We start from the raw sequence: 21,440 nt of genomic DNA on the forward strand, positions 1-21,440 counted from the left end.
TTTCTGTAGGCTGCAAGGAACGGTCTTGAGTTCCGCGGGGAATTGCACATGCGCCGGCTGAGCGTCCGCAGACAATTGAAGGGTCTCGTCACCGCTCTGTTCCTGGGCGCGCTTGCCGCCTGCCAGAGTGTGGCGCCGCAAGGAGCGGCGAGCGTCCCGTCTTCCGCCACGACAGTCCCGGCGGTGGCGGCCGTCAACACGCTCTCGCTCAGCCCAGTCCCGGCAAGGGCAGAGGCGCGGGCGCGCGCGGAAATCGTCATCGATGCGCGCTCCGGCAAGGTGCTGCATGAAGTGGATGCCGATGCGCCGCGCTACCCGGCTTCGCTTACCAAGATGATGACGCTCTATCTCCTGTTCGAGGAGGTTGCGTCCGGCAAGCTGACGCTCGACAGCCCGCTCAGGGTATCGGCCAACGCCGCCTCGCAACCTCCGGCAAAGATCGGCGTGAAAGCGGGCTCGACCATCAGCGTGAAGGATGCCGCGCAGGCGATCGCCGTCAAATCCGGCAATGACGTTGCCGTGGTGATCGCGGAGAATATCTCAGGCTCGGAACGGGCGTTCGCGCGCAAGATGACGGAAAAGGCCCGGGCGCTAGGCATGCGACGCACGCGCTTCGTCAATGCATCGGGCCTGCCGGATACCGCGCAGGTGACGACCGCGCGCGACATGGCAACGCTGGCGCGGGCGCTCAAAAGCCGCTTTCCCCAATACGCGAGCTATTTCCGTGCGCGTTCTTTCAACTACGGCGGGAAGACGTTCAAGGCGACCAACAATCTGCTTGGCCGCGTGGCCGGCGTCGACGGCTTGAAGACGGGCTATATCCGCCTGTCGGGCTTCAACCTTGCCGCTTCCGCCCGGCGCGGGGGAAAGAGCGTCATCGTCGTCGTCATGGGTGGGGAGAGCGAGGGCGCGCGCGACCGTCGGGTCGCGCAGCTTATCGAGGAAAATTTCTGATCCGGACCGAGGGGCTGTTGCCGGTCAAGCGTTTCCGGACAGTGATGTTTCGAATGGCAAACGACCCGCCAAGGGCGGGCCGTCCGTTTCGGTAAATTCAAGAACAATGGACCGGATCAGTTCCGGGACTTGTCGACCAGCGCGCCCTTCTTGATCCCCCGCGTCCTGCCCAGGGCAGGCGCAAAAGGAGAACCCTGGATCAAGAAGGGCATCTGCGCCTCAGTTCCTGGACTTGTCGACCAGTGCGCCCTTCTTGATCCAGGGCATCATGCCGCGCAGCTTCTCGCCGACTTCCTCGATCTGGTGAGCGTCGTTGAGACGGCGGGTCGCCTTGAAGCGGGCCTGGCCGGCCTTGCATTCCTGCATCCACTCGGAGGTGAACTTGCCGGACTGGATGTCGGTGAGGATGCGCTTCATCTCCGCCTTCGTCTCGGACGTGACCACGCGCGGGCCGGACATGTACTCACCCCATTCCGCCGTGTTGGAGATGGAGTAGTTCATGTTGGCGATGCCGCCCTCGTAGATGAGATCGACGATCAGCTTCACTTCGTGCAGGCACTCGAAATAGGCCATTTCCGGCGCGTAGCCGGCTTCCACCAGCGTTTCGAAACCGGCGCGGATAAGCTCGACGAGGCCGCCGCAAAGCACGGCCTGCTCGCCGAAAAGGTCGGTCTCGCACTCTTCCTGGAAGGTGGTCTCGATGATGCCGGAGCGTCCGCCGCCGACACCGGAGGCATAGGCGAGAGCGACGTCGAGCGCATTGCCCGAAGCATCCTGATGAACGGCGACAAGGCAGGGCACGCCGCCGCCACGCTCGAACTCGCCGCGCACGGTGTGGCCCGGACCCTTCGGCGCGATCATGATGACGTCGACGGTCGACTTCGGCTCGATCAGCGCGAAGTGAACGTTGAGGCCGTGGGCGAAGGCGATCGCCGCGCCGTCGCGGATATTGTCGGCGATATGATCGCGGTAGATGTCGGCCTGCAGCTCGTCGGGGGTTGCCATCATCATGACGTCCGCCCAGGCGGCCGCTTCGGCAACCGTCTTGACCTCAAAGCCGTCGGCTTCAGCCTTCAGCGCCGTCGTGGAGCCGGGACGCAGCGCGATGGCGACGTTCTGCACGCCGGAATCCTTGAGGTTCAGCGCATGGGCGCGGCCCTGGGAGCCATAGCCGATGACGGCGACCTTCTTCGACTTGATCAGATTGAGATCGGCATCGCGATCGTAATAAACACGCATCGGATCATTCCTTCCTTGGTTGTCGCTGGTTTACGCGCCGGCCCCGAAGAGCCGGTAGAACTGGCCCACCGCCTCTCTGGCGCGGGCGGGAAAATCGGTCTCCTCGTCGCTCAATCGATCACCGAGCAGGAGACGGCCGTGAAGATCGCCGACGATGAGGCCGTAAAGCGCCTGATAGGCGGCTTCCACATCGTCGAACGCAAGATAGCGGTGCCTGTGGCCGAATTCGAGAAGGGCACGCGCGCGCTGGCCGATCGGTAGGCGGCCGCGTTCAAGCAGCAATCGCCCGAGCGGCGCGCCGTCGCGCCCGGCGTGCGATATCGCCAGACGGTTGAGCGCAAGCGAAGTTTCTCCGGCAAGAACCGTCAGAAGATCCTCGGCGAAGGTTTCGAGCTGCCCGCGAAAGGCATCGGCGCCCTGTGCGGCGAGATCGTCGGCGATGCGCACCTTGCTTGCCTGATAGGCGACGACGCCGGCGAGCAGGCCGTCCCGGTCGCCGAACCACTTGTAAAGGCTTTCCTTGGAGCAATTCGCCGCACGTGCGAGACCCGCCGTCGTCAGCGCCTTGTCGCCGCCTTCCACCAGAAGCTTGAGGGCAACCGCCAGAACCTCACGCTGGCGCGGCGTGAAGGCGCCATGCGTCTTCATCTCCCCCGTCTTGCGTGATTTCGTCGACTGGTCCAGCAATTACGCCGCTCCCGATTACTCGCCTGCTATGGAACGAGTGCGAACTGTACCGTACGGTACGTACGAGAATGGATACTCGAACCTCATGCGCGTGGCAAGGCCAAATCGCGAATTGGGGGTTGGAAATGAGGGTGAGAACATGCCCGGTAAAAATGCGTCGACCGATCGAGACATCGAAGACGCATCGGGTTTTGGAAGTAAATATCGCTTGGCCCGTTATCGTAGCGTTAAAGTGTCCGGGGAAGACGAATCCAGGTTTGTTCGGCCTTCACGCCGGTCTAACAGGCCAATTACGGAAAAATAACGCGCTTTCAACGATTTTACTTCCACCACATTCCTTCAGGACAAGAAGAATTGATGCCCATCGAGGCAAGCAGGCGGGCGCCGGCCGACTTTGCTCGGTCCACGCTCACGGTACACTATCTTTGCGCCTATTACTCACAGTTCGCGCATTTGAAAGTTGCGCCCAGAACGCCGGAGCTCTGGGCGGCGTTTCATTTTTGCCGAGCGGTTAAGCATCGGAAAATCAACGGTTATTGCGACTTTCCATTGACCGCGGGCGCTGTGCGAATAAATGCTTCCAATGTTATTTTGGCCCGAAAGCTCTTTGGGGTCGCCATCCTCAAGGTCTATGAAAAACATCGGTCCGGCACGCCACTGCTCGTTCCCGTGCCGTCGCGGGATTCACTCAGAAAGGCGAAATTCCGCACGCTGGAACTGCTTGAAGATGCCGTAACGTTAGAAGATCGTGATTTGATTGCCCCCGCCTTGCGCTTCGGTTACGACCTGCCTCCGGTTTCCGGAACAGGCGCAAGGGAAAGGTCTCTTATTTTCAACGCGCTGGATGTCACGGGAGAAGTTCGGGGTCGTAAGGTGATCCTTGTCGATGACATCGTCACGACCGGCAACACGCTGCTTGCGGCGGCGGACGCCATAGAGGCGGCTGGGGGTAAGGCGGTGTGCGCGGTCGCCTGCGGGCGGACTGTCAAAAACCGGATCCGGGCGTTCAAGCTGCGCGCGTTCGAGCTTCAAAGGGCAGGGGAGCTGGAAGACCGAGCCCGGTTTAGGCCTTGAAGCGATGGTTGGCGCTGAATTCAGCGGGAGGACAATGCCAGCGAGCCGCCGAATGCGATCATGACCGAGCCGATGACGCGGCGCACGATCCTGATCGCGCGCGCATCCCGCAGGTAACGGCGCAGCCAACCGCTGGCAAAGGAAATGAGCATGTGCTTAGCGAAGACGATGCCGCCATAGGTGAGCGAAAGGGCGGCCACCTGCGGCAGGAATGCCGACTTGGTGGAGAGAAAGGGAGGAAAGAGCGCGGAGATGAGGAAGATGGCCTTCGGGTTTGTCACGGCAACAAGGAAGGCCTCCGATACGAGGCGCAGTCGCGAGGGCGAGGGATCCGGACCCGACGCGCTGGCGGCAAGCGGTGACTTCCCGAGCCAGAGCCGCAATCCGAGGTAACAGAGATAGGCCCCGCCCACCAGTTTCAAAACGAAAAATGCCGTTGCGGATGCCGCGACCACCGCAGCCAGACCGAACGAGACGACCACGCCGACGACCATCATCCCCATGGAATTGCCCAGGGCCGAAAATAGCGCCGCCGCATGACCGAACCGCAGGGAATTGCCGAGCGCCAGCATGGCCGACGGGCCAGGGCTCATCACCGGTACGATGGTGACGACAATGAAAAGAAGCCAGGTTTCGATCGTCATGGCTGGTCCGCTCGCTCCGTTCCCTCACCTTGTCAAGGCATGCGGCGCGGATGGGAGCCCGGCTCGCCGGCGAAGTCAATATCCGCAGCGGAAGCTCAGGATGGTATAATTATCGGGAAAATATTGAATTTAGCGTAATTCTCACAAAATTACGCAAAGAGATGTGAATATATAATGGGTGAGAAAAGTTTTAGAAATAGATAGAAATTTGTGCTCTCTTAAATTAGCTTAATAAGCCCATGCGATATTCCAGGTTATGATGATTGGTTTTTTATTTATATGTAATGTATATTTAATTTCTCTGCATGTTTGGGGTATTATGCTCGAGAAGACCGAAATAACAGGAGGAACCCATGTCGGACAGGATGATCGGCGATATCAAGCTTTCCAACTACGCCGTGAAGAAGATGGAACGGGAAAAGGCGTCGATCCTCGGACGTGTTGGCCATTCCGGCGCGGGCGACCAGGCCGATCCACGTAGTAATCCCGCGCCCAACTACATTGGCGAAAAAAGGGAGAAGGCGCGCGATGGGCATTGAAGTCAGCGGTCTGCTGGGACTGCTCGTTCTGGCGGTCGATATCTATGCGATCGTCAAAACGCTGGGCTCGGGCGCAGGGACAGGCGCGAAGGTGATCTGGATACTCGTGATTCTGGTCCTGCCGCTGCTGGGCGTCATACTGTGGTTTCTGTTCGGACCATCCGGACGGGCCATCGCGCGCTGAAACGCAACGAAAGAAAAGGAGACTCCGATATGATCGACAGGCTCCCTCAGGTTCCCGGCCAAACGCCGGTACCCGATGAAAAAACGACACCTTACGCCCACCCGGACGAAGTGCTGCGCGATCCGACATTGTCCGAAGCGCAAAAACGCGCCGTGTTGAACAAATGGACTCAGGATGCGCGCATCGCGGCACGGGGCGAGGAACATACCCCCTCCTGGGATCCGGAAACTCTCATCCGCGACATCGAAAACGCTATTGCCAAACTTGGCCCGCCGTCGGACGCCTGATCGGTGGATCTCGGCGTTGACCGCGTTCCCGGCTTGCCGGATAGTGCCGCGCGCCGGCTCATGCGGACCGGCGTTAGCGTCTGGATACGTTCATGGACATCGCGGCACTGCTGATCTTCGCCGGGACACTGATTGTCGCGGCCGGATCTCCCGGTCCCAGCATCGCAGCCCTTGTCGCCCGCGTCCTGACACGCGGCGCGCGCAATGTGTTGCCGTTCCTTACCGCCATGTGGATCGGTGAAGCTATCTGGCTTTCGCTCGCGGTCTGGGGGCTTTCAGCGCTTGCACAGTCGTTCCAACTGGTCTTTGTCGCGATCAAATGGGCAGGCGTTGCCTATCTGCTTTACCTTGCCTGGAGAATGTGGAACGCGCGGGCCGATGTCGATGCATCCAACACCCCGGCGAAACGCGGCGCGGCCAGAATGTTCGCGGCGGGGCTTGCCGTGACGCTCGGCAACCCGAAGATCATGGTGTTCTACATGGCGCTTTTACCGACGATCATCGATGTCGCTACGCTGACCGTAACGGGGTGGGCGGAACTGACGGCGACGATGGTGGTCGTGCTGATTGCGATCGATCTGGCCTGGGTGTTCTTCGCAGCTCGCTTGCGCCTTCTCCTGAAAAGTCCGGCCGCAATGCGCATCGCCAACCGCTGCAGCGCGGGAATGATGGCGGGTGCCGCAACCGCGATCGCCTCGCGTTAGGGGCGGTGGTTCAAAGCCGCTTGTACATGATCGTCGTGGGGTCGAGACGATCCTCCACCGTATCCCGGCAGAAATCGGGAATAATGCCGGCCGTCTCATAACCGAGCGAGGCGTAAAGCGGCTCCGCCGCATCGCCGCTGCGCGTGTCGAGCGTGATGAGAAAGCGGCCGAGATCACGCGCGTGGGCTTCGAGCGCGCCCATCAGGCCGCGCGCAAACCCTTGCCCCCTGAAATCGGGATGAACCATCAACTTGGCGACTTCGGCGCGGTGGGGCTGGTTCGGCGGGGTGCCGCAGTCGAGCTGAACCGTGCCGGCTATCCTTCCGTCCACCTCGGCGACGAACACGGCACGCGTGCCTGCGCGCACTTCCGGCAGGACCCTTGATTGCCAGAAGGCCTGGCTTTCGGCCATCGAGAACGGCAGGACGAAATTTATGCTCGCACCGGCATGAACGCAGTCGCGCATCAAACCGGCGAGTTCGCCAAGACGGGCTTCAACACCGTCCGCCTGCAATATGGAGATTTCGGCGGCAAGTCTTTCCGGCATGATGCCTCACACGATGAAGAGGTTGTATTTCGCGCCCTGATCCTTCGGCGTCGAAAAACTGCTCGCCCCCGAAAGGCGATACCGCAGGCAATCTCCCGAGGAGAGATCGTAGCTCGTGTCTTCTATGCTCACCGAAAGGCAGCCCTCGGTGAGCAGGAGATGATGCTCAAGGCCGGATCGCGGTGGCGCGTCATAGTCAAGACGCACGCCGGCGGGCAGTGCGCAGGCCAGAACTTCACCCGCAAGCGAGGCGGCGGGCGGGGAAACGCTGAGCCTTGCGAAGCCTGTTTGCGGGTCGGACCAGAAAGGCTGGGCGTTCCGTCGCATCAGAGGCTCGAAACCTTCTTCCACCATGCGGATCAGCCGCGACATCGGCAGCCCATAGGCCGCACAAAGCTTTCCCAAAACGTTCGCCGTTGCGCTCACTTCGGCGTTTTCAAGCCGCGAAAGCGTGGCGCGGCTGACGTTGGCGCGCTTTGCCAACTCATCCAGTGACCAACCCCGCTCGCCGCGCAATGCCTTGAGACGTTCGGCAATACGCAGGTCGATTGTCGAGCTCGATTGATTTTCCATAAACGAGAGAATGTCTCATATATGGAATTACGGCAAGCATTTCGTTGAAATTGAGGCATTCCGCCGCCCAAGACGGCCGGAGAAGCAATTTTAACCCGGCCTCACGCGCAAAGGCTTTATCGCAGAAGTTGAGGTGAAGAAGTGAATGCGTAACAACTCGAGCATTATTTGTGGCTATTTCGCCACGTTGCGAAAAGAAGCGTCCTCACAACGTCCTGTAAAATCCGATTTTACCTTTGTGCCCGATTCTCGGCTTGAGGCGTGGCTATCCCGCTCCTGTCGAAATCGGGGAGTTATCCAATGCGCTTTCCTGCAAGGTTCGGCCGCCTCCCAGTGGCCGCTGCGGCAATTTATGGTTTTTGCGTCCTGGCGCCTCAGGAAATAAAGCTTGTCGCTGCGCCCGCACATGCGGCGCAGGTGCTCAAGATCCAGAAATCGGCCAAGGCGCCCAGGGGCTTCGCGGCTGTATGCGGGCGCTATCGCTGGGCCTGCTCCAGCCGGGGCGGCCAGGTCAGCGACGCGAGGAAGCTCGAGCTTGCCCGCAAGATCAACTCAAGCGTAAATCGCAGCGTGCGCTCGGCAACGGATGCCGCACTCTACGGGCGCGAGGAATACTGGACGCTACCGAGCAAGGGGCAGGGCGATTGCGAGGATTACTCGCTTCTCAAGATGAAACGGCTGATAGAGGCAGGCGTGCCGTCGCGCGACCTGATGCTTGCCACCGTTTTGACCGACCGTGCCGAACATCATGTCGTACTGGTTCTGCGCACGGGCGAGGGCGACTATTTCCTCGACAATCTCCGGGGATCGCTCAGAACCTGGGAACGATCAGGCTATACGGTGGTGAAGATGCAGAACCCGCGGCGCAAATCGTCCTGGGGCCTGGTGTTGAGCGGGCCGTTGGCGGGCAAGGCCGGCGCCGAAACAGGCTCGAGCGTGGCCGCCCTGCGCTGATCGCGCAGATTACGCAGCTGACAGAACGGACCAAGTCAAACGGGAGGCGTCTTGAACGGGCGCCTTCCGCTTTTTTCGAGGCCCGTTCTGCTCCACTCGCAGCCGCAGGGCAGGCCGGATTAGTTGCCCCCTGTCCCGCCTGAGGCGCCACCCGCACCGCCACCTGCGCCACCGCCGGCGCCCGTGCCCGAACCGCCGGGTCCGCCGTCACCGCCCCCGCCATCACCACCGCCGGTGCCAGACGTGCTGCCAGACCCGCCGGTGCCGCCGGTCGAACCGCCTCCCGACCCGGTGCCGCTTCCGCCTCCGGTACCGGCACCGTTGCCGCCATCTCCACCGCCCGTGCCGCTGCCGTCCGTACCGCTGCCGCCTGTACCGCTGCCGCCAGTACCGCCTCCACCTCCGCCGGTGCTTCCGCCACCCCCGCCGGTGCTTCCACCCCCGGAGCCACCGTTGCTGCCCCCGGAGCCTCCGCTGGAGCCTCCGCCCGTGTTGTTGGAAACGACGCGCCCGTTTATATCCCGCGATTCACTCTCGTCCGCCAAAGGCAGGCTTCCCGCTGTTGCCGCGGTGGCGAAATCGGTGCAGATTTCCGCATTCTCGACCGTGAGCCGGAAGAAGCCGAAACTGTCGAAGCATTCGGCCGGTACGCCGTAGCGCTCGGCGCTCATGCGCTGGAAGAAGGTTTGCGCATCCGCACCCGGAAGGGCGGCAAAAGAGGTCACTGCGAAAGTGAGGCCAGCGGCAGATGCGAGCAGACCGGTCTTCCGCACCGCTGTCTTCGCCGCGGACTTCGGAGCGTCAGCCTTCTGGTTTTTCGGAATTTTTCGAGAGCACTCAAGGGTATTCGATCTTACGCGATACATTGGATGACCCCTTCCCACTTACTCGATACATTCTTGTCCCTTCAGGCATATGCCCAAGAGGCAGTGGTAAATTAACAATATATCAACCATTCTATTCTCTGTAAATTAATGAATAGATTTATATTTATTTAAAGACAATTTGATATTCCGTAGTTGCTTGATTAGTAAATTTCAGGCGGTATGCCCGGGTTGAACCATTTTGCAAGGCGCTCGCGCAAAGGCACCTTGGAAAAAGGACTTTTCGATTTCAGAACATGACGGCGTTTGCCTTCGTGGCGGATCGTTGGCTTGCCGTGGCATGACGCCCGGCGGCGTGAGCGCTTTGCGACCAGCATCTTCGGCAAAGGCCGGAGGATGATCATGGCCATGCATTCGAGCTGTCACACCCGTCACCACGAGGGCGAATTCAGTATCCTTACCTTTTTTGGCAGCGTGTTGACTGACCGGTGTAAATACCGTGTGCCCCTGGATGCGGTGCCTATTGACGTAAGCCATGGAAAGGCAGAAAATACCAAGTAGAAGCGAGAATAAAAGCTTCTTACAATCTGGAAATGTACTGATCCGGTGACGGAAGTTGCCGGTGGAAATCAATCGGATATAGAGCGGGCAGACAAAATCCAAACGTCTTCGCCCATCTGATTGAACGGGCGGCGGGCCGTTTCCCGGGACGGCGCCGCCGCCTATTATTTTGGGCTTTGGCCTACCAGAAGCGCTCGAGGATTCCCCTACGAATTGGTTTTCCAAATGCGTGCGCATGAAAATCTTCCGACACATGCATTTTGAGTTGTTGCGCGGTCGGCAGGCATTCGGCGGAGAACCTGTCGGTGTCATCAAGTGCGCTCATTCGGATGACGGCTTCCATCGAGCGAACGCCGTGAACATAGCCTTGCTCGTGAATGAATGCGGCCGCTACGTTTTCGTCGATGTTGGCTTTACCGTCCTGTTCCTCGCCGCTGAATAAATGTTTCGCCCTCAGATAAAGCAGGTCGCGGAGCACGATAGCGCGCTTCATCGCAAACTTCCGGGCTTCCGGTTTTTTAAACAGTTCCCAATTCTTGAAGTGTTCTTCTTCCGGCGGGGCGAGGCCCTGTACATCGATATGGGCTTGAAGCCTGCTCAGGAAGTCCGTCCCCTTCGTTGCAGGATCGCTTTCAGCTGCTTCCTTGAATTTTTCAAACGAATGCGTGGTTCCGCCCGCGAATATAAAAATGGATTTGCCTATTGGATGCGTCATGTGTCCGGAAGAAAATGCGCCATCTTGCAGAGGAGCTAAAAAGCGTTTCAGCCAAAACAGTTTTTCATTACCGACGGAGCAATCGAATTCATCAAAGAAAAGCACAGGAACCTTTCCCCTTAACCCGAAATCGCGCGCTTGGTGAAAAAACGGCGTTATGTCTTCAGGGTTGCTCAGCCCGGCAAGGTTGCATTCGATTGAGCTGTCAGTTGTAAGCTCTTTCGCACGGCCTTGAAATGTTGCGAAAACGCTTTTGACCGTGAAGCCTTTTCCGGCACCTGGCGGTCCGAAAACCGCCAGTCCTATGGGCGTTGGACCACGACGGCCGTCAGCTACATAGGATTTTATCAGCCGACGTATCGCTCTAAGGCTTTCTATTTCCTTTCGGGAAATCGTTTTGATCTTGCCAATGTTACAAAGTGGCAACGAGGAGTCCTTAATTTTTCCGCTCCTTACATAATCGATATAAGCTTTGTCTGCATTCTCAAAGTCGGCCGACAATACATCGAATAGCTCCTTTTCCGGATCCTGGAGCCAATTCTTTTTGAATTTCAGGAACGTTAGTCCATATCGTTCTTGGTCCTTCCGTAACTGAGATCTTTTGTTTTCCCCATATCCGCGAACGTATGGGTTATCAAATACATCCGGCTGCTTGTCTGGGGGCATAATTGAATCAGCTAATCTCTCCTCTTCTTTTTTCTCGTTGTTTGTATTTTTTTGGGCTGGAAGGGCGAAAACGGATTCATGAAAGGTTAGATTGGTAAATTGGCTTTTAATGTCGTTTTCTTGAGATATCGCTTCGAACATGTTTTTCGTATTCACTGGGCTAAACCCACATTTAAGAACACGTTGTTTCGCGATTAGAGAATATGTAAGCAAAAACTCGGCCTCCTCGGAATCGAGTTTCAAGCTTTGATTTTCTTGTAAGATTTGGTAGATACTAGCCGTTAAGGCGCTTGTGAAGATTGACTGGGCACCCGGCATGGAACCTTCAAAACCCGCCTGGAATTCACCTTCGCTGCGATTTACTGAGAATAGTAACGAAACTTCTTTAACAGTAATGTTATCTCCTGAATTATCTAAGTGGAATAATGCAGAAGCGTCATAGTCAAATGTTATTATAAAATAATTTGGAAGATATTTAATCTTCTTGTTCTCGATATGTTGAACGATATCCTTAATCGGTCGTCCCCAGGACAGTGAGCGTGTGATTGGCAAGCCTGCCCGGCGTAAATCCTGAGCGTCGATAATGAAGATTTTTCTATCAGTTTCAAGAGCAAAAATCGTATTGTAGAACGGTAATTCTGAACTGCTTGTTTCTAAATTCTTTGCATGCGCGACAGGAAGGTCATTCGTTTTAATAATTATCCATGAATTATTATTTTCATCGTTACCGATGAGTTTATTGATTGAATCAATATTTTGGTTCCGTAATTCTGTGGCGCAATCGTTAAATAAGAAAATATTATGAGGTAAAATACCGTCGCAGATATTTATTTCTTCTTTATAATCTAAATGTTTTATAAATTGGCAGTTGATATTGCGGGAATTTGGCAATGTAAAACCGGAATAACCATTATTTTTAATGCGATAAGATCCATCTTCATTTTTTGTCAAACGGTAGTAAATATTTAAAAAATTAAAGAAATTTCCTGGTTCTTTTGTAAGTCTTTCGCGAATTCCTTTTAGGCTGTTAAAATGTGTTTTCCATGGTTTCAGGTTCGTAATTATCTGATTTTTGTCTTTTTCGAAGTCTTTACCCCACACCGTTAGTGCCATTGCTATACCGCGTTCGAGCAAGTACGCGCCGCCGAAATGGCGAGCCACGAACCTGTTCGGCGTACGGTTGATTAGCGCCGGATACGGGAAACCTTCATTGTCAGTTTTTAAGTTATTCCAATATTCACTTGAGAAATCCTCTGTGAATTCATACTCGTAATTGTCGATAGCGACGTCACCGTAGATGCGAATAGTCATGGGTATATACCTTCTTAAAAACGAGCATAATTATAGTAAAAATTCTTACTATATCAAGATAATATTGGAATAAAGAAGGTTCATAAATAATATTTATGCGGGTGTTGGCTGGCTCTCGGCGCTTTGGGCAGTGTTGTGCCTGCTTCAATATTCGCGCGAAATCTTTTGTCGTGCGGCGGTTGTATCTGCGGCGAACACGCTCTCACCTCCGCTCCAGCACTTCCGCCCATTTCTGCGACCATGCACCCAAGGGCAAGAGCATCCCGTAAAGCTCCTCTCCCATCGCCGTTGCCCGGTAGCCGTCGTCAGAGCGTTCGACGAGGCCGGCTTCGCGCAGTTCCTTCAGCCGCTTGTTGAGAACGGTCGGCGAAACCGAGCCGCAGCGTTCCTGCAGACCGCGGAAGGTGTCCGGCCCGTATTTGTTGAGCGTCCAGAGAATGCCCATGGCCCAGTTCCGCCCCAGAAGGTCGAAGACGGCCATTATCGGCTCGCCCGATTTCGAGCCGCGCACGGGCTGGCCGGGAAGGGGGATCGCGATCATGTGACTCCTTTTGCTACGCATTCGGTAGCAATATCCGTTCGCCTAGTGTAATCGCTTCTGCTACGCAATTGATAGCATCGACGAGGCGACACGCAAATGGCGATCCTTGCTCTTTCCGCGGCACTCGGCGCTTCTCTCACCTGGGCGGCTGCCGGGCTTATCGCGCATGTACCGGCCTTGCGGCTCGGCTCCTTCGAGTTCACGCGCATTCAACTCATCAGTTCCTCGGCAATCCTGATCGCGCTCGTCACGGTGGCGGGGGGATGGGCCACGGTCGACTGGGGCCATTGGCCAGGTTTTGCGGGCAGCGTCCTCTTTGGCGTGCTTTTGAGCAATCTGGCGATGGCGGCATGCCTGCGGCGCGGGGGCCCGAGGCGAACCCAGCTTTTGATGGCGATGAATGCGCCGATTTCCGCAATCCTCGGATACTGGCTCCTGGGCGAAACGCTGTCTCTTTCCGCTCTGCTGGGAGCCGGGCTCGCGTTCGCCGGCCTTTGCCTGGCGATCCTTTACGGACGGTCCGACAAAAGGAAGCTGGAACCCGTGGAGGGAACACTGGCGGGTGTTATCCTTTTCGGCCTTGCGGCGGCGGCGTTTCACGCGATCGGCCTGATTGCACTCAAACCCGTTTTGCGTTCCGGCACAGATCCGCTCGCCGTTTCCGCCCTTCGCACCGGCGGCGGTGCCTTCGCGATATCGCTGATCGCGCTCTGGCCCGCGAAATCCTTTGAGCCCCTGCTGAAGCCGGATGCAAGGCTTGTGGCATGGACGATCCTGCCCGGCGTGATGGGTTACGTCGTGGCCGTCAGCCTACTGCTTTATGCACTGGCTAATTTCAATACCGGCATCGCCGCCGTGCTCGGTTCGCTTTCGCCGGTGCTGATCCTGCCGATGATATGGCTGATAAGCGGCGCAAGCCCGCGTGTCGAGGCCTGGGCCGGGGCCTTGCTCGTGGTTTGCGGCATAGCCTTGATCATTTCCGGATAGCGCCAGGAAACGCGTACACCGCAGTAGAACTACGAGGTGCTGAAACGCTGTTTTGCAAGGTAGTCTTTTGCCATGTTCATGGTGAAGCGGAACGCTGGCGGATGACAAAACGAGCTTCGCAGAGGGCGCCAAGACTGAAAGACGCGGATATGAACCTGCGCCTCGACAAGGACGCTTACGAAAAGGAGCTTGTCGAGCTGCAGCGCAGGCTTGCGCAGATCCAGCAGGCTTATCTCTTTTCCGGCCGGTCCGGCGTGATCGTTCTGGAAGGGTGGGATGCTGGCGGGAAAGGTGGCACGATCCGCAGGATTTCGGCGGCGCTTGACCCGCGCAGCTTCAAGGTCTGGCCAATCGGCGCGCCACGCCGCTATTACCTGGAACGCCACTATCTGCTGCGTTTCATGGAACGGTTGCCGCCTTCTGGCGCGATCACCGCCTTCGACCGATCGTGGTACGGGCGGGTGCTTGTGGAACGTGTCGAGGAATTGACGCCCAGGGAGCGCTGGAAGGCGGCCTATCGGGAAATCAATGACTTCGAGCGGATGCTCGTCGATTACGGAACCCGCGTCGTCAAGCTCTTCTTCCATATCACGCCGGAGGAGCAACTCGCCCGCCTGGAAGAACGCGTGAAGAACCCGCTCAAGCGCTGGAAACTCTCCTATGAGGATTTCAGGAACCGGAGCCGCTGGAGCGATTATGCCGAGGCGATTGACGACATGTTCGAGAAAACGTCGACCGTTGTCGCGCCCTGGCATCTCATTCCGGCCAACAACAAGAAATACGCGCGGATCGCCGCGATGAAGGAAATCGTCAGGTGCTTCGGCAAGGACATCGACCTTGATCCGCCGATGCTCGACGAAAGCGTGCTGGCGGAGGCGCGCAAGCATTTGAATCTCAATCCCGGACTTTTGGAAAGTCTCGCCGGCAGGACCGAATAGGCGGCGGGCAAGCCGGCGGTTGCGCTCGATCAAGGACGCGGCGCGGGCTTGCCGCATACTTCGGCGATGGCTCAGGAATCCACGGACACGATCGATATCATTGGGGCCGGGGACGCCGGCACGCTTCCGGGTCTTTTTCATCGGCGGGCGGGCCGAAGTCCACAAGCTTGCGCCTATCGCGAGTTTCGGGGAGGGCGGTGGACGGAGTTCAGCTGGTCCGAAATGGCCGCGCGGGTCGGCCGGTTCCGCGCGCATCTCGAGCGTCTCGGGTTCAAGCGTGGCGATCGTGCGGCCGTCCTGTTGGCGAATGGCACCGACTGGGTCGTCTTCGACATCGCGGCAATGACAAGCGGCCTGATCACAGTGCCTCTCTATGCGCATGACAGCCCGCAAGCGGTCGCTTTCATTCTGAAGGATTCCGGCGCACGGCTCCTTTTCACGGACAATGAAGAGCGCTGGGCTGCGATTGCGCCGCATCTTGAGCATTGCGATACGCTCGAGCACGTCTGGCTTCGCGACGGCGCGCATGCCGGCCGGAAAAAGCAAGCTTCCGGGCCGCAGGTTGTTGCGTATGCCGAGGCGGGCGACGACGTGCCTGCGAGCGAAGGCGCACCGGCGTGCGGAAGCGGCGATGTCGCAACGATTGTCTACACCTCCGGTACCACCGGCCGGCCCAAGGGCGTGATGCTGACGCACGAGGCGCTTTTGTGGAACGCCGAAGCAGTGACGAAATTCATTCCCCCGCTCAGGAGCGATATCTTTCTGTCGCTCCTGCCTCTTGCCCATACGTTCGAGCGGACGATGGGCTATTACCTGGCCGTGATGTGCGGGGCCACGGTGGCATACGCGCGGTCGATCGAGACCTTGCGGGAAGATTTGCGCGTCATTCGTCCGACGATCCTGATCGCGGTACCAAGGCTCTATGAAAGGATCCATGACGGGATCCTCAAAAAGGCGCCGGGCGGTCTGAAGAAAATGTTCATGGCGCGCGCGGCGGATATCGGCTGGCGGCTGTTCGAGGCGCGTCACGGAAGGGGGGCTCGTCCGGGCGTTTTTGAACGGTTCGTGTTGTGGCCCTTGCTTCGCCGCCTCGTTGCCGCGCCTGTGCTTGAAGCTTTCGGAAGGCGCTTGCGGGTCGCCGTCAGTGGCGGTGCGCCTTTGACGGAGGACGTCAGTCATTTTCTCATCGGACTGGGGCTGCCTCTCGTGGAAGGCTACGGCCTTACGGAAGCCTCGCCCGTGGTCACCGCTACGACGTTGGAAGACAATCTGCCCGGGTCGGTCGGCAGGCCGCTCGATGGTCTTGAGGTAAGGATCGGGGAGGGCGGCGAGCTTCTCGTGCGCTCGCCTTCGCTCATGAAGGGATACTGGAAGGCGCCGGATGCGACGCGCGAAACGATCACGGCAGATGGTTGGTTGAAGACGGGCGATGTCGCCGAAATCCGCGACGGCCGCGTATACATTGTCGGGCGGTTGAAGGATCTCATCGTACTTTCGACCGGGAAGAACGTGGGGCCGGGGGAGATTGAGGCGACGATCCGGGCCGATCCGTTGTTCGAGCAGGTCTGCGTCGTCGGTGACCGCCGCCCCTGCCTTGCCGCGGTGGCGACCTTGAACGCCGATGCATGGGCAGCGTTTTGCCGGGAAAACGGGCTCGACCCGAAGAACCCGGACGATGTGACGGCGCGGCGTGCCGTCCTGGGCAAGATCGATGACCTGACGGTTCACCTGCCGGCCTATGCGAAAGTGCGAGGCGTCCATCTCGTTCTTTCCCCCTGGACGGTCGAAGACGGCATTTTGACGCCAACGCTGAAGGTAAAACGACATGTGGTCGACAAGCGCTACGAGAAGGAAATCGGGAAGCTCTATGCCGACCTTTCAGGTGCCGCGAAAACAGCGACCGCTTAGGCTGATCGAAGCCGAGGTCGTCGACCCTGAAACCCTGCCGCCCGCGGAGCGGCACGCGTTGTTCGACCAGTTGTTCCTGGTGCACGAAGAGATCTTTTCCGGTGTCGACCGGAAGGAATTCATCGCGGCGCTTGTGCGTGAAGATGCCAGGAGAAGCCGCATCCAGCTTTATCGGAACGAGCGCGGGCATATCGTCGGGTATTGCGCCGTGCATGTGCTTGAACGCCGCTTCATGAGGCGCACCATCGCCGTTTTACGTGCCGAGGCGGGGTTGCTTCCCGTCTATCGCGGATCGGGAATGACATTGTGGTTCGGCGCGAAAGAGGCCTTCCGGTACAAGATGCGCCATCCCTTCAGGACGGTCGTTCTTTTCACCATCGCCGTTCATCCGTCGAGCTTTCACATGATGAGCCGGTATTTCTGGCGTTGCTATCCCTATCCGGGGCGAAGGATACCGCTGCGCTGGCGCAAGCTTCTCATTTTTCTTGCCCGCACCAGTGATGACGAACCCGTCGACCCGGGCGAGCCTCTGATCCTGCGCGACCGCTGGATCACCCGCGAAAGCGGAGAGGATGCCGCAGCCTGGCGCAAAAGCCCGCATGAGGATGTGAGGTACTTTCTGGCGATCAACCCGCGCTACCATGAGGGGGAGGGAGTTGCTTTCCTGGCGCCGCTTTCCACCCCGAACCTCGCCATATCGCTTCTCCTCTACCTCTGGCATTTCGTGCCTTCCGCGATCATGCGTATGTCGAACCGGTGCCGCGGTTCAGATCGTTCCAAGGGGGCGGCAAAGGCGTGAGAGACTTTGCCACATGGCGCATGCCTGCCTGCTCCGGCAGGTCGCCGCGATGCGATGGTAAAAGGTCGATCGTCCGTCAAGCGAATTCGCCAAGTAGTTCCGCCGTATGAGGTCGGGTTTTGGCCCGAAGAAACTTGTCAGATATGATGAATTGCGCGACCCTTTGCGCTTGCTTCGTCCATGGAGGTTTGCCGTGACCATGACGAATGCGGATGCTCTGCAAAAAGATGCCGCCAGCTTCGGCCTTCTTGCTTATGGCGGAGCTGCGATTTCCCTGATGTTCTGCTTCTGGTCGGCAGTCATCCAGACTGCGGCACCCCTTCTCGGCTTGTCCGTTATAGGCATCAACCCGCATGTTCAGGCGGTCTTCATGTGGTTTTTTTCGGCGGCTGCCGTCGCCGGGCTCCTGTTGGACAAAAAACGCCACGGTATCCTACTTCCGTCCGTGTTGGGCATACTGGCGTTCATCGTCATCCTCGGCACGCTCTACACGTATTACGATCCGGCAATTCTTGCGTCGGGGTATGTCCTCTTGCTTGCCGCCGCATTCCTGAACCGCAACCAGATGCTGATTTTTCTCAAGCGCAAGGTCGAGGCTCAGGCAAAGGAACTTGCGGAAGTCAACATGGCGCTCGAAAGCCGGGTTTCCAGCCAGGTCCGGCAGATCGAAAAGCTCGCGAGGCTCAAGCGGTTTCTTCCCTCCGAAGTTGCCGATCTCGTGCTTGCGGAAGGCAAGGAAAGCATGCTGGAGAGCCACCGCAGGTACATCGCCTGCGTCTTTTGCGATATCCGCCGGTTCTCCGCCATGACGGAGAGCATGGAGCCCGAAGACCTGATGGATGTGCTGCGCTCCTTTCATGAGGAGGTCGGGAGGCTCGCCGTAAAGCACGGCGGAACCATCGGATTTCGCGCAGGCGACGGCGTCATGATTTTCTTCAACGATCCGATCCCTTGCGAGGATCCGGACGGGCGGGCGGTTCACATGGCTTTCGACATCAAGTCCGCCTTTGCGGGACTGTCTGAAAGATGGGCCAAACTCGGCATGGAATTCGGGATCGGGATCGGCGTGGCGAGCGGATATGCGACGATGGGCATCATCGGCGTGGAAGGCAGGTACGATTACACGCCGATCGGTAATGCGGTGAACCTCGCAGCCCGCCTCAGCGATCACGCCCAGGACGGTGAAATTCTCGTAAGCCGGCGGACTTTCGCGGAAATCGAACACTGCGCGGAGGCGCGCGCCCTTGGCGACGTTCCCCTGAAGGGCCTCTCCCAGCCCGCTGAAATATACGCTTTGGAAGCCCTGCCCGGCGCGGCGGCCGCCCCGGGCGGAGAGAAAAGCAGCTCCACGGTCGACCTTTGAGCGCGCGATGCGCTGAACGTTCGCCAAACGGCGGAAAAGCAGAACCTTCAACCCGATACACGGGCGTCGGCATGTGATAATATTCCGTTGCGTAAGAAAAAGAGGCGAAATCAATCCGAAAACGCCTTTCGCAAATTTGGTCGCTCTAACGTCTCAAGGGAGGCAGACAATGGCGACGTGGACACCTGATCCAAGTTTCTATCCATCGCCCCGCATGGCCATGAAAGCGCCGCAGGAAAAGCTTGCCTATGTGGCGGCCTTCGATCCTGACCGTAAGAAACCCGATGCGATCGCGGTCGTCGATGTCGACCCCGCTTCGGGCAGCTACGGCAGCATCGTCGGGCAGACGGACATGCCGGGCGTGGGCGACGAGTTGCATCACTTCGGTTGGAACGCCTGCAGCTCCTGCCTTTGTCCGAATGCGCCGCATCCGCATTCCGAAAGGCGCTATCTGGTGGTGCCGGGCCTTCGCTCGTCGCGCTTGCATATTCTCGATACCAAGCCCGATCCGAAACATCCGAAGATCGTCAAGGTGATCGAGCCTGAAGAGATTGCCGAAAAGGCCGGCTATTCGCGCCTTCATACGATCCATTGCGGGCCGGAGGGCATTTATGTGAACGCGCTGGGCAACGCGCAAGGCGAAGCGCCCGGCGGCATCTTTCTCGTGGATCATGAAACTTTCGAGGTGCGCGGGCGATGGGAGGTCGAGCGCGGGTCTCAGGAGCTTGCCTATGATTTCTGGTGGCACCTGGGCTACGACACGATGGTCACCAGCGAATGGGGAACGCCCAAAACCTTTGAGGAGGGGCTGATCCCGGAAGTGCTTCTCGGCGCGAAATACGGTCGCCGGCTGCACTTCTGGGACCTGCACAAGCGCAAGCACCTGCAGGAAATAGACCTTGGCGACAAGTATCAGCTCGTTTTCGAGCTGCGCCCGGCGCACGACCCGACGAAGGCCTACGGGTTCGTCGGCGTGGTCATAAGCCTTGAAGACCTCTCCTCGTCCATCTGGACCTGGTACAGGGATGGCGACAAATGGGCGATCAAGAAAGTGATCGACATTCCGGCCGAACCGGCCGACCCCGATCAGCTACCCCCGCTCCTGAAAGGCTTCAAGGCGGTGCCGCCGCTTGTCACCGACATCGACCTTTCGATGGATGACCGGTTCCTTTACGTCTCCTGCTGGGGCACCGGCGACATGCACCAGTATGACGTGAGCGATCCCTTCAACCCGAAGCTGACCGGGAAGGTGCGCATCGGCGGCATCGTCTCCAAGGCTGCCCATCCCGGCGCTTCCAACGGGGCGCTTTCGGGCGGGCCCCAGATGGTCGAGATCAGCCGCGACGGGCGGCGGGTCTATTTCACGAACTCGCTTTATGGCGCGATCGATCCGCAGTTCTATCCGGACGGCATTGACGGCTGGATGGTGAAGCTCGATGCCGGCGAAAACGGCGGGATCGAATTCGATCCGAAGTTTTTCGTGGAGTGGCCCAAGGGGCATCGCCCGCATCAGGTGCGCCTGGAAGGCGGCGACTGCTCGTCGGATTCCTATTGCTACCCGTGAGGCAGGCGGGGTGACGGCGGCTGAGACAGCGCGGTGACGCAGCTCTGGCCCTGGCTGACCCTTGCGGGGCTGGGTGCCTTTCACGGGCTCAACCCCGCCATGGGCTGGCTTTTCGCCGTTGCCCTCGGCCAACACAGGAAAAGCCGGCGGGTGGTGGTCCTGTCCCTGATCCCGATCGCGGCCGGACATTCCGTGGCAATCATCGTCGTTGTCGCGCTCGTCGTCGGGCTCGGCGTCGTTGTCGATGCGGATCTGATCCGCGTCGGAGGCGGCCTGGTCCTGATCTCCTGGGCGGTCTATCACCAGGTCTACGGCCACCTCCACAAGGTGCGCTTCGGCATGCAGACGAGCATGGCAGGTCTTGGCATCTGGTCGTTTCTCATGGCGAGCGCCCACGGTGCGGGGCTGATGCTGGTGCCGGTGCTGATCCCGCTTTGCCTTTCCGGAACGCCCGCGCAGGAACTGACGGCGGCCGGATCGATCGGCATCTCGCTTGCCGCCGTCGGGGTCCACACGGTTTCCATGCTTGCGGTTACGGGCGTTATCGCGCTCAGCGTCTATCAGTGGCTCGGCCTTGCCTTCCTTCGGCGCGGCTGGATCAATCTCGATCTCCTGTGGACCGTTGCCCTGGCGGCGGCGGGCGTCATCCTGATTGTCCTTTGAGCGTTACAGCCGAACGCTTCGTCAACCTGCAAATGAAATGTCGAAACGTCACTTCTGACGAAGAGTCTAGAATGAAAATGGCAGAAAAATCCGTTGCTCCGAAGGTTGTGATTAAAGTAATTTGTTCATTATTTTTAATGTTCTTCCTGGATGTTCAAGCAACGTCTCAGGATATTTCAAGTTCATATACGACGCTCGATTTCGAAAATTCCTG

Annotated in this window: 23 protein-coding genes; 14 read left to right on the forward strand and 9 right to left on the reverse strand. The window is 58.4% G+C overall.

Annotated features, from left to right (window positions below):
- Nucleotides 1-48 precede the first annotated feature (48 nt).
- Complete coding sequence (locus HPQ64_RS09360; RefSeq protein WP_172888078.1) at nt 49-954, forward strand: D-alanyl-D-alanine carboxypeptidase family protein; 906 nt, start codon at nt 49-51, stop codon at nt 952-954.
- A 219-nt stretch (nt 955-1,173) separates the two neighbouring features.
- On the opposite strand, the gene ilvC is transcribed toward HPQ64_RS09360, so the two are convergent.
- Together ilvC and HPQ64_RS09370 are read right to left on the reverse strand one after the other, a co-directional pair.
- Nucleotides 1,174-2,193 (reverse strand): ketol-acid reductoisomerase, encoded by a 1,020-nt coding sequence (gene ilvC, locus HPQ64_RS09365; protein WP_172888079.1) that lies wholly within the window; start codon nt 2,191-2,193, stop codon nt 1,174-1,176.
- A gap of 30 nt (nt 2,194-2,223) precedes the next feature.
- Nucleotides 2,224-2,841 (reverse strand): TetR/AcrR family transcriptional regulator C-terminal domain-containing protein, encoded by a 618-nt coding sequence (locus HPQ64_RS09370; protein WP_172888585.1) that lies wholly within the window; start codon nt 2,839-2,841, stop codon nt 2,224-2,226.
- A gap of 396 nt (nt 2,842-3,237) precedes the next feature.
- Between HPQ64_RS09370 and HPQ64_RS09375 the strand changes: the two genes are divergently transcribed.
- The gene (locus HPQ64_RS09375) at nt 3,238-3,954 is read left to right on the forward strand and encodes a phosphoribosyltransferase (RefSeq protein WP_172888080.1); all 717 of its coding nucleotides are present in this window, start codon (nt 3,238-3,240) and stop codon (nt 3,952-3,954) included.
- A 20-nt stretch (nt 3,955-3,974) separates the two neighbouring features.
- Here HPQ64_RS09375 and HPQ64_RS09380 read toward each other — a convergent pair whose 3' ends face one another.
- On the reverse strand, nt 3,975-4,598 hold the full coding sequence (locus tag HPQ64_RS09380) for a LysE family translocator (protein ID WP_172888081.1): 624 nt from the start codon (nt 4,596-4,598) through the stop codon (nt 3,975-3,977).
- 353 nt (nt 4,599-4,951) lie between these two features.
- Here HPQ64_RS09380 and HPQ64_RS09385 point away from each other — a divergent pair, with 353 nt between their 5' ends.
- The 4 genes from HPQ64_RS09385 to HPQ64_RS09400 all read left to right on the forward strand — a co-directional run bounded on the left by HPQ64_RS09385 (nt 4,952) and on the right by HPQ64_RS09400 (nt 6,312).
- Complete coding sequence (locus HPQ64_RS09385) at nt 4,952-5,137, forward strand: hypothetical protein (protein ID WP_172888082.1); 186 nt, start codon at nt 4,952-4,954, stop codon at nt 5,135-5,137.
- On the forward strand, nt 5,127-5,321 hold the full coding sequence (locus HPQ64_RS09390) for a PLDc N-terminal domain-containing protein (RefSeq protein ID WP_172888083.1): 195 nt from the start codon (nt 5,127-5,129) through the stop codon (nt 5,319-5,321). Before HPQ64_RS09385 ends, HPQ64_RS09390 begins: the two co-directional genes overlap by 11 nt.
- A 29-nt stretch (nt 5,322-5,350) precedes the next feature.
- Complete coding sequence (locus HPQ64_RS09395) at nt 5,351-5,608, forward strand: hypothetical protein (protein ID WP_172888084.1); 258 nt, start codon at nt 5,351-5,353, stop codon at nt 5,606-5,608.
- 92 nt (nt 5,609-5,700) lie between these two features.
- Nucleotides 5,701-6,312 carry a LysE family translocator gene (locus HPQ64_RS09400; protein WP_172888085.1) on the forward strand — a complete coding sequence of 204 codons (612 nt, stop codon included), beginning with the start codon at nt 5,701-5,703 and terminating at the stop codon, nt 6,310-6,312.
- A gap of 10 nt (nt 6,313-6,322) precedes the next feature.
- On the opposite strand, the gene HPQ64_RS09405 is transcribed toward HPQ64_RS09400, so the two are convergent.
- Together HPQ64_RS09405 and HPQ64_RS09410 are read right to left on the reverse strand one after the other, a co-directional pair.
- On the reverse strand, nt 6,323-6,859 hold the full coding sequence (locus HPQ64_RS09405; protein ID WP_172888086.1) for a GNAT family N-acetyltransferase: 537 nt from the start codon (nt 6,857-6,859) through the stop codon (nt 6,323-6,325).
- Nucleotides 6,860-6,865: 6 nt separating this feature from the next.
- Nucleotides 6,866-7,432, reverse strand: coding sequence for an XRE family transcriptional regulator (locus tag HPQ64_RS09410; protein ID WP_172888087.1), 567 nt, complete (start codon nt 7,430-7,432; stop codon nt 6,866-6,868).
- Nucleotides 7,433-7,732: 300 nt separating this feature from the next.
- Here HPQ64_RS09410 and HPQ64_RS09415 point away from each other — a divergent pair, with 300 nt between their 5' ends.
- Nucleotides 7,733-8,386, forward strand: coding sequence for a transglutaminase-like cysteine peptidase (locus tag HPQ64_RS09415; RefSeq protein WP_172888088.1), 654 nt, complete (start codon nt 7,733-7,735; stop codon nt 8,384-8,386).
- A gap of 119 nt (nt 8,387-8,505) precedes the next feature.
- On the opposite strand, the gene HPQ64_RS20210 is transcribed toward HPQ64_RS09415, so the two are convergent.
- The 4 genes from HPQ64_RS20210 to HPQ64_RS09435 all read right to left on the reverse strand — a co-directional run bounded on the left by HPQ64_RS20210 (nt 8,506) and on the right by HPQ64_RS09435 (nt 13,025).
- Nucleotides 8,506-9,159: a hypothetical protein gene (locus HPQ64_RS20210; RefSeq protein ID WP_210260139.1), complete on the reverse strand. Its 654-nt coding sequence runs from the start codon at nt 9,157-9,159 to the stop codon at nt 8,506-8,508.
- 264 nt (nt 9,160-9,423) lie between these two features.
- Nucleotides 9,424-9,873 (reverse strand): hypothetical protein, encoded by a 450-nt coding sequence (locus HPQ64_RS09425; RefSeq protein WP_172888089.1) that lies wholly within the window; start codon nt 9,871-9,873, stop codon nt 9,424-9,426.
- 79 nt (nt 9,874-9,952) lie between these two features.
- Nucleotides 9,953-12,463, reverse strand: coding sequence for an AAA family ATPase (locus HPQ64_RS09430; protein WP_172888090.1), 2,511 nt, complete (start codon nt 12,461-12,463; stop codon nt 9,953-9,955).
- Between the two features lie 202 nt (nt 12,464-12,665).
- A complete protein-coding gene (locus HPQ64_RS09435) occupies nt 12,666-13,025 on the reverse strand; it encodes a winged helix-turn-helix transcriptional regulator (protein WP_246270386.1) in 360 nt (119 codons plus the stop codon).
- A 75-nt stretch (nt 13,026-13,100) separates the two neighbouring features.
- Here HPQ64_RS09435 and HPQ64_RS09440 point away from each other — a divergent pair, with 75 nt between their 5' ends.
- The 7 genes from HPQ64_RS09440 to HPQ64_RS09470 all read left to right on the forward strand — a co-directional run bounded on the left by HPQ64_RS09440 (nt 13,101) and on the right by HPQ64_RS09470 (nt 21,226).
- The gene (locus tag HPQ64_RS09440; RefSeq protein ID WP_172888091.1) at nt 13,101-13,991 is read left to right on the forward strand and encodes a DMT family transporter; all 891 of its coding nucleotides are present in this window, start codon (nt 13,101-13,103) and stop codon (nt 13,989-13,991) included.
- A gap of 101 nt (nt 13,992-14,092) precedes the next feature.
- Nucleotides 14,093-14,929: a polyphosphate kinase 2 family protein gene (locus HPQ64_RS09445; protein ID WP_172888092.1), complete on the forward strand. Its 837-nt coding sequence runs from the start codon at nt 14,093-14,095 to the stop codon at nt 14,927-14,929.
- A gap of 66 nt (nt 14,930-14,995) precedes the next feature.
- Nucleotides 14,996-16,837, forward strand: coding sequence for an AMP-dependent synthetase/ligase (locus HPQ64_RS09450; RefSeq protein ID WP_172888093.1), 1,842 nt, complete (start codon nt 14,996-14,998; stop codon nt 16,835-16,837).
- On the forward strand, nt 16,797-17,636 hold the full coding sequence (locus HPQ64_RS09455; protein ID WP_172888094.1) for a hypothetical protein: 840 nt from the start codon (nt 16,797-16,799) through the stop codon (nt 17,634-17,636). The genes HPQ64_RS09450 and HPQ64_RS09455 overlap by 41 nt, the downstream gene beginning before the upstream one ends.
- Nucleotides 17,637-17,835: 199 nt before the next feature.
- Nucleotides 17,836-18,999, forward strand: coding sequence for an adenylate/guanylate cyclase domain-containing protein (locus HPQ64_RS09460; RefSeq protein WP_246270642.1), 1,164 nt, complete (start codon nt 17,836-17,838; stop codon nt 18,997-18,999).
- A 169-nt stretch (nt 19,000-19,168) separates the two neighbouring features.
- A complete protein-coding gene (locus tag HPQ64_RS09465; RefSeq protein ID WP_172888096.1) occupies nt 19,169-20,563 on the forward strand; it encodes a selenium-binding family protein in 1,395 nt (464 codons plus the stop codon).
- Nucleotides 20,564-20,596: 33 nt separating this feature from the next.
- The gene (locus HPQ64_RS09470) at nt 20,597-21,226 is read left to right on the forward strand and encodes a hypothetical protein (RefSeq protein ID WP_172888097.1); all 630 of its coding nucleotides are present in this window, start codon (nt 20,597-20,599) and stop codon (nt 21,224-21,226) included.
- The last annotated feature ends 214 nt before the right edge of the window (nt 21,227-21,440 follow it).

Origin of the sequence: Hongsoonwoonella zoysiae (assembly GCF_013266695.1) — a bacterium.
Lineage (GTDB): Bacteria > Pseudomonadota > Alphaproteobacteria > Rhizobiales > Stappiaceae > Hongsoonwoonella > Hongsoonwoonella zoysiae.

Excerpts from the sequence above, each read along its gene's own strand:
- HPQ64_RS09360 (WP_172888078.1), top strand. The coding sequence starts at position 49 with ATGCGCCGGCTGAGCGTCCGCAGACAATTGAAGGGTCTCGTCACCGCT.
- ilvC (WP_172888079.1), bottom strand. The coding sequence starts at position 2,193 with ATGCGTGTTTATTACGATCGCGATGCCGATCTCAATCTGATCAAGTCG.
- HPQ64_RS09370 (WP_172888585.1), bottom strand. The coding sequence starts at position 2,841 with ATGAAGACGCATGGCGCCTTCACGCCGCGCCAGCGTGAGGTTCTGGCG.
- HPQ64_RS09375 (WP_172888080.1), top strand. The coding sequence starts at position 3,238 with ATGCCCATCGAGGCAAGCAGGCGGGCGCCGGCCGACTTTGCTCGGTCC.
- HPQ64_RS09380 (WP_172888081.1), bottom strand. The coding sequence starts at position 4,598 with ATGACGATCGAAACCTGGCTTCTTTTCATTGTCGTCACCATCGTACCG.
- HPQ64_RS09385 (WP_172888082.1), top strand. The coding sequence starts at position 4,952 with ATGTCGGACAGGATGATCGGCGATATCAAGCTTTCCAACTACGCCGTG.
- HPQ64_RS09390 (WP_172888083.1), top strand. The coding sequence starts at position 5,127 with ATGGGCATTGAAGTCAGCGGTCTGCTGGGACTGCTCGTTCTGGCGGTC.
- HPQ64_RS09395 (WP_172888084.1), top strand. The coding sequence starts at position 5,351 with ATGATCGACAGGCTCCCTCAGGTTCCCGGCCAAACGCCGGTACCCGAT.
- HPQ64_RS09400 (WP_172888085.1), top strand. The coding sequence starts at position 5,701 with ATGGACATCGCGGCACTGCTGATCTTCGCCGGGACACTGATTGTCGCG.
- HPQ64_RS09405 (WP_172888086.1), bottom strand. The coding sequence starts at position 6,859 with ATGCCGGAAAGACTTGCCGCCGAAATCTCCATATTGCAGGCGGACGGT.
- HPQ64_RS09410 (WP_172888087.1), bottom strand. The coding sequence starts at position 7,432 with ATGGAAAATCAATCGAGCTCGACAATCGACCTGCGTATTGCCGAACGT.
- HPQ64_RS09415 (WP_172888088.1), top strand. The coding sequence starts at position 7,733 with ATGCGCTTTCCTGCAAGGTTCGGCCGCCTCCCAGTGGCCGCTGCGGCA.
- HPQ64_RS09430 (WP_172888090.1), bottom strand. The coding sequence starts at position 12,463 with ATGACTATTCGCATCTACGGTGACGTCGCTATCGACAATTACGAGTAT.
- HPQ64_RS09435 (WP_246270386.1), bottom strand. The coding sequence starts at position 13,025 with ATGCGTAGCAAAAGGAGTCACATGATCGCGATCCCCCTTCCCGGCCAG.
- HPQ64_RS09440 (WP_172888091.1), top strand. The coding sequence starts at position 13,101 with ATGGCGATCCTTGCTCTTTCCGCGGCACTCGGCGCTTCTCTCACCTGG.
- HPQ64_RS09445 (WP_172888092.1), top strand. The coding sequence starts at position 14,093 with ATGACAAAACGAGCTTCGCAGAGGGCGCCAAGACTGAAAGACGCGGAT.
- HPQ64_RS09450 (WP_172888093.1), top strand. The coding sequence starts at position 14,996 with ATGGCTCAGGAATCCACGGACACGATCGATATCATTGGGGCCGGGGAC.
- HPQ64_RS09455 (WP_172888094.1), top strand. The coding sequence starts at position 16,797 with ATGCCGACCTTTCAGGTGCCGCGAAAACAGCGACCGCTTAGGCTGATC.
- HPQ64_RS09460 (WP_246270642.1), top strand. The coding sequence starts at position 17,836 with ATGACGAATGCGGATGCTCTGCAAAAAGATGCCGCCAGCTTCGGCCTT.
- HPQ64_RS09465 (WP_172888096.1), top strand. The coding sequence starts at position 19,169 with ATGGCGACGTGGACACCTGATCCAAGTTTCTATCCATCGCCCCGCATG.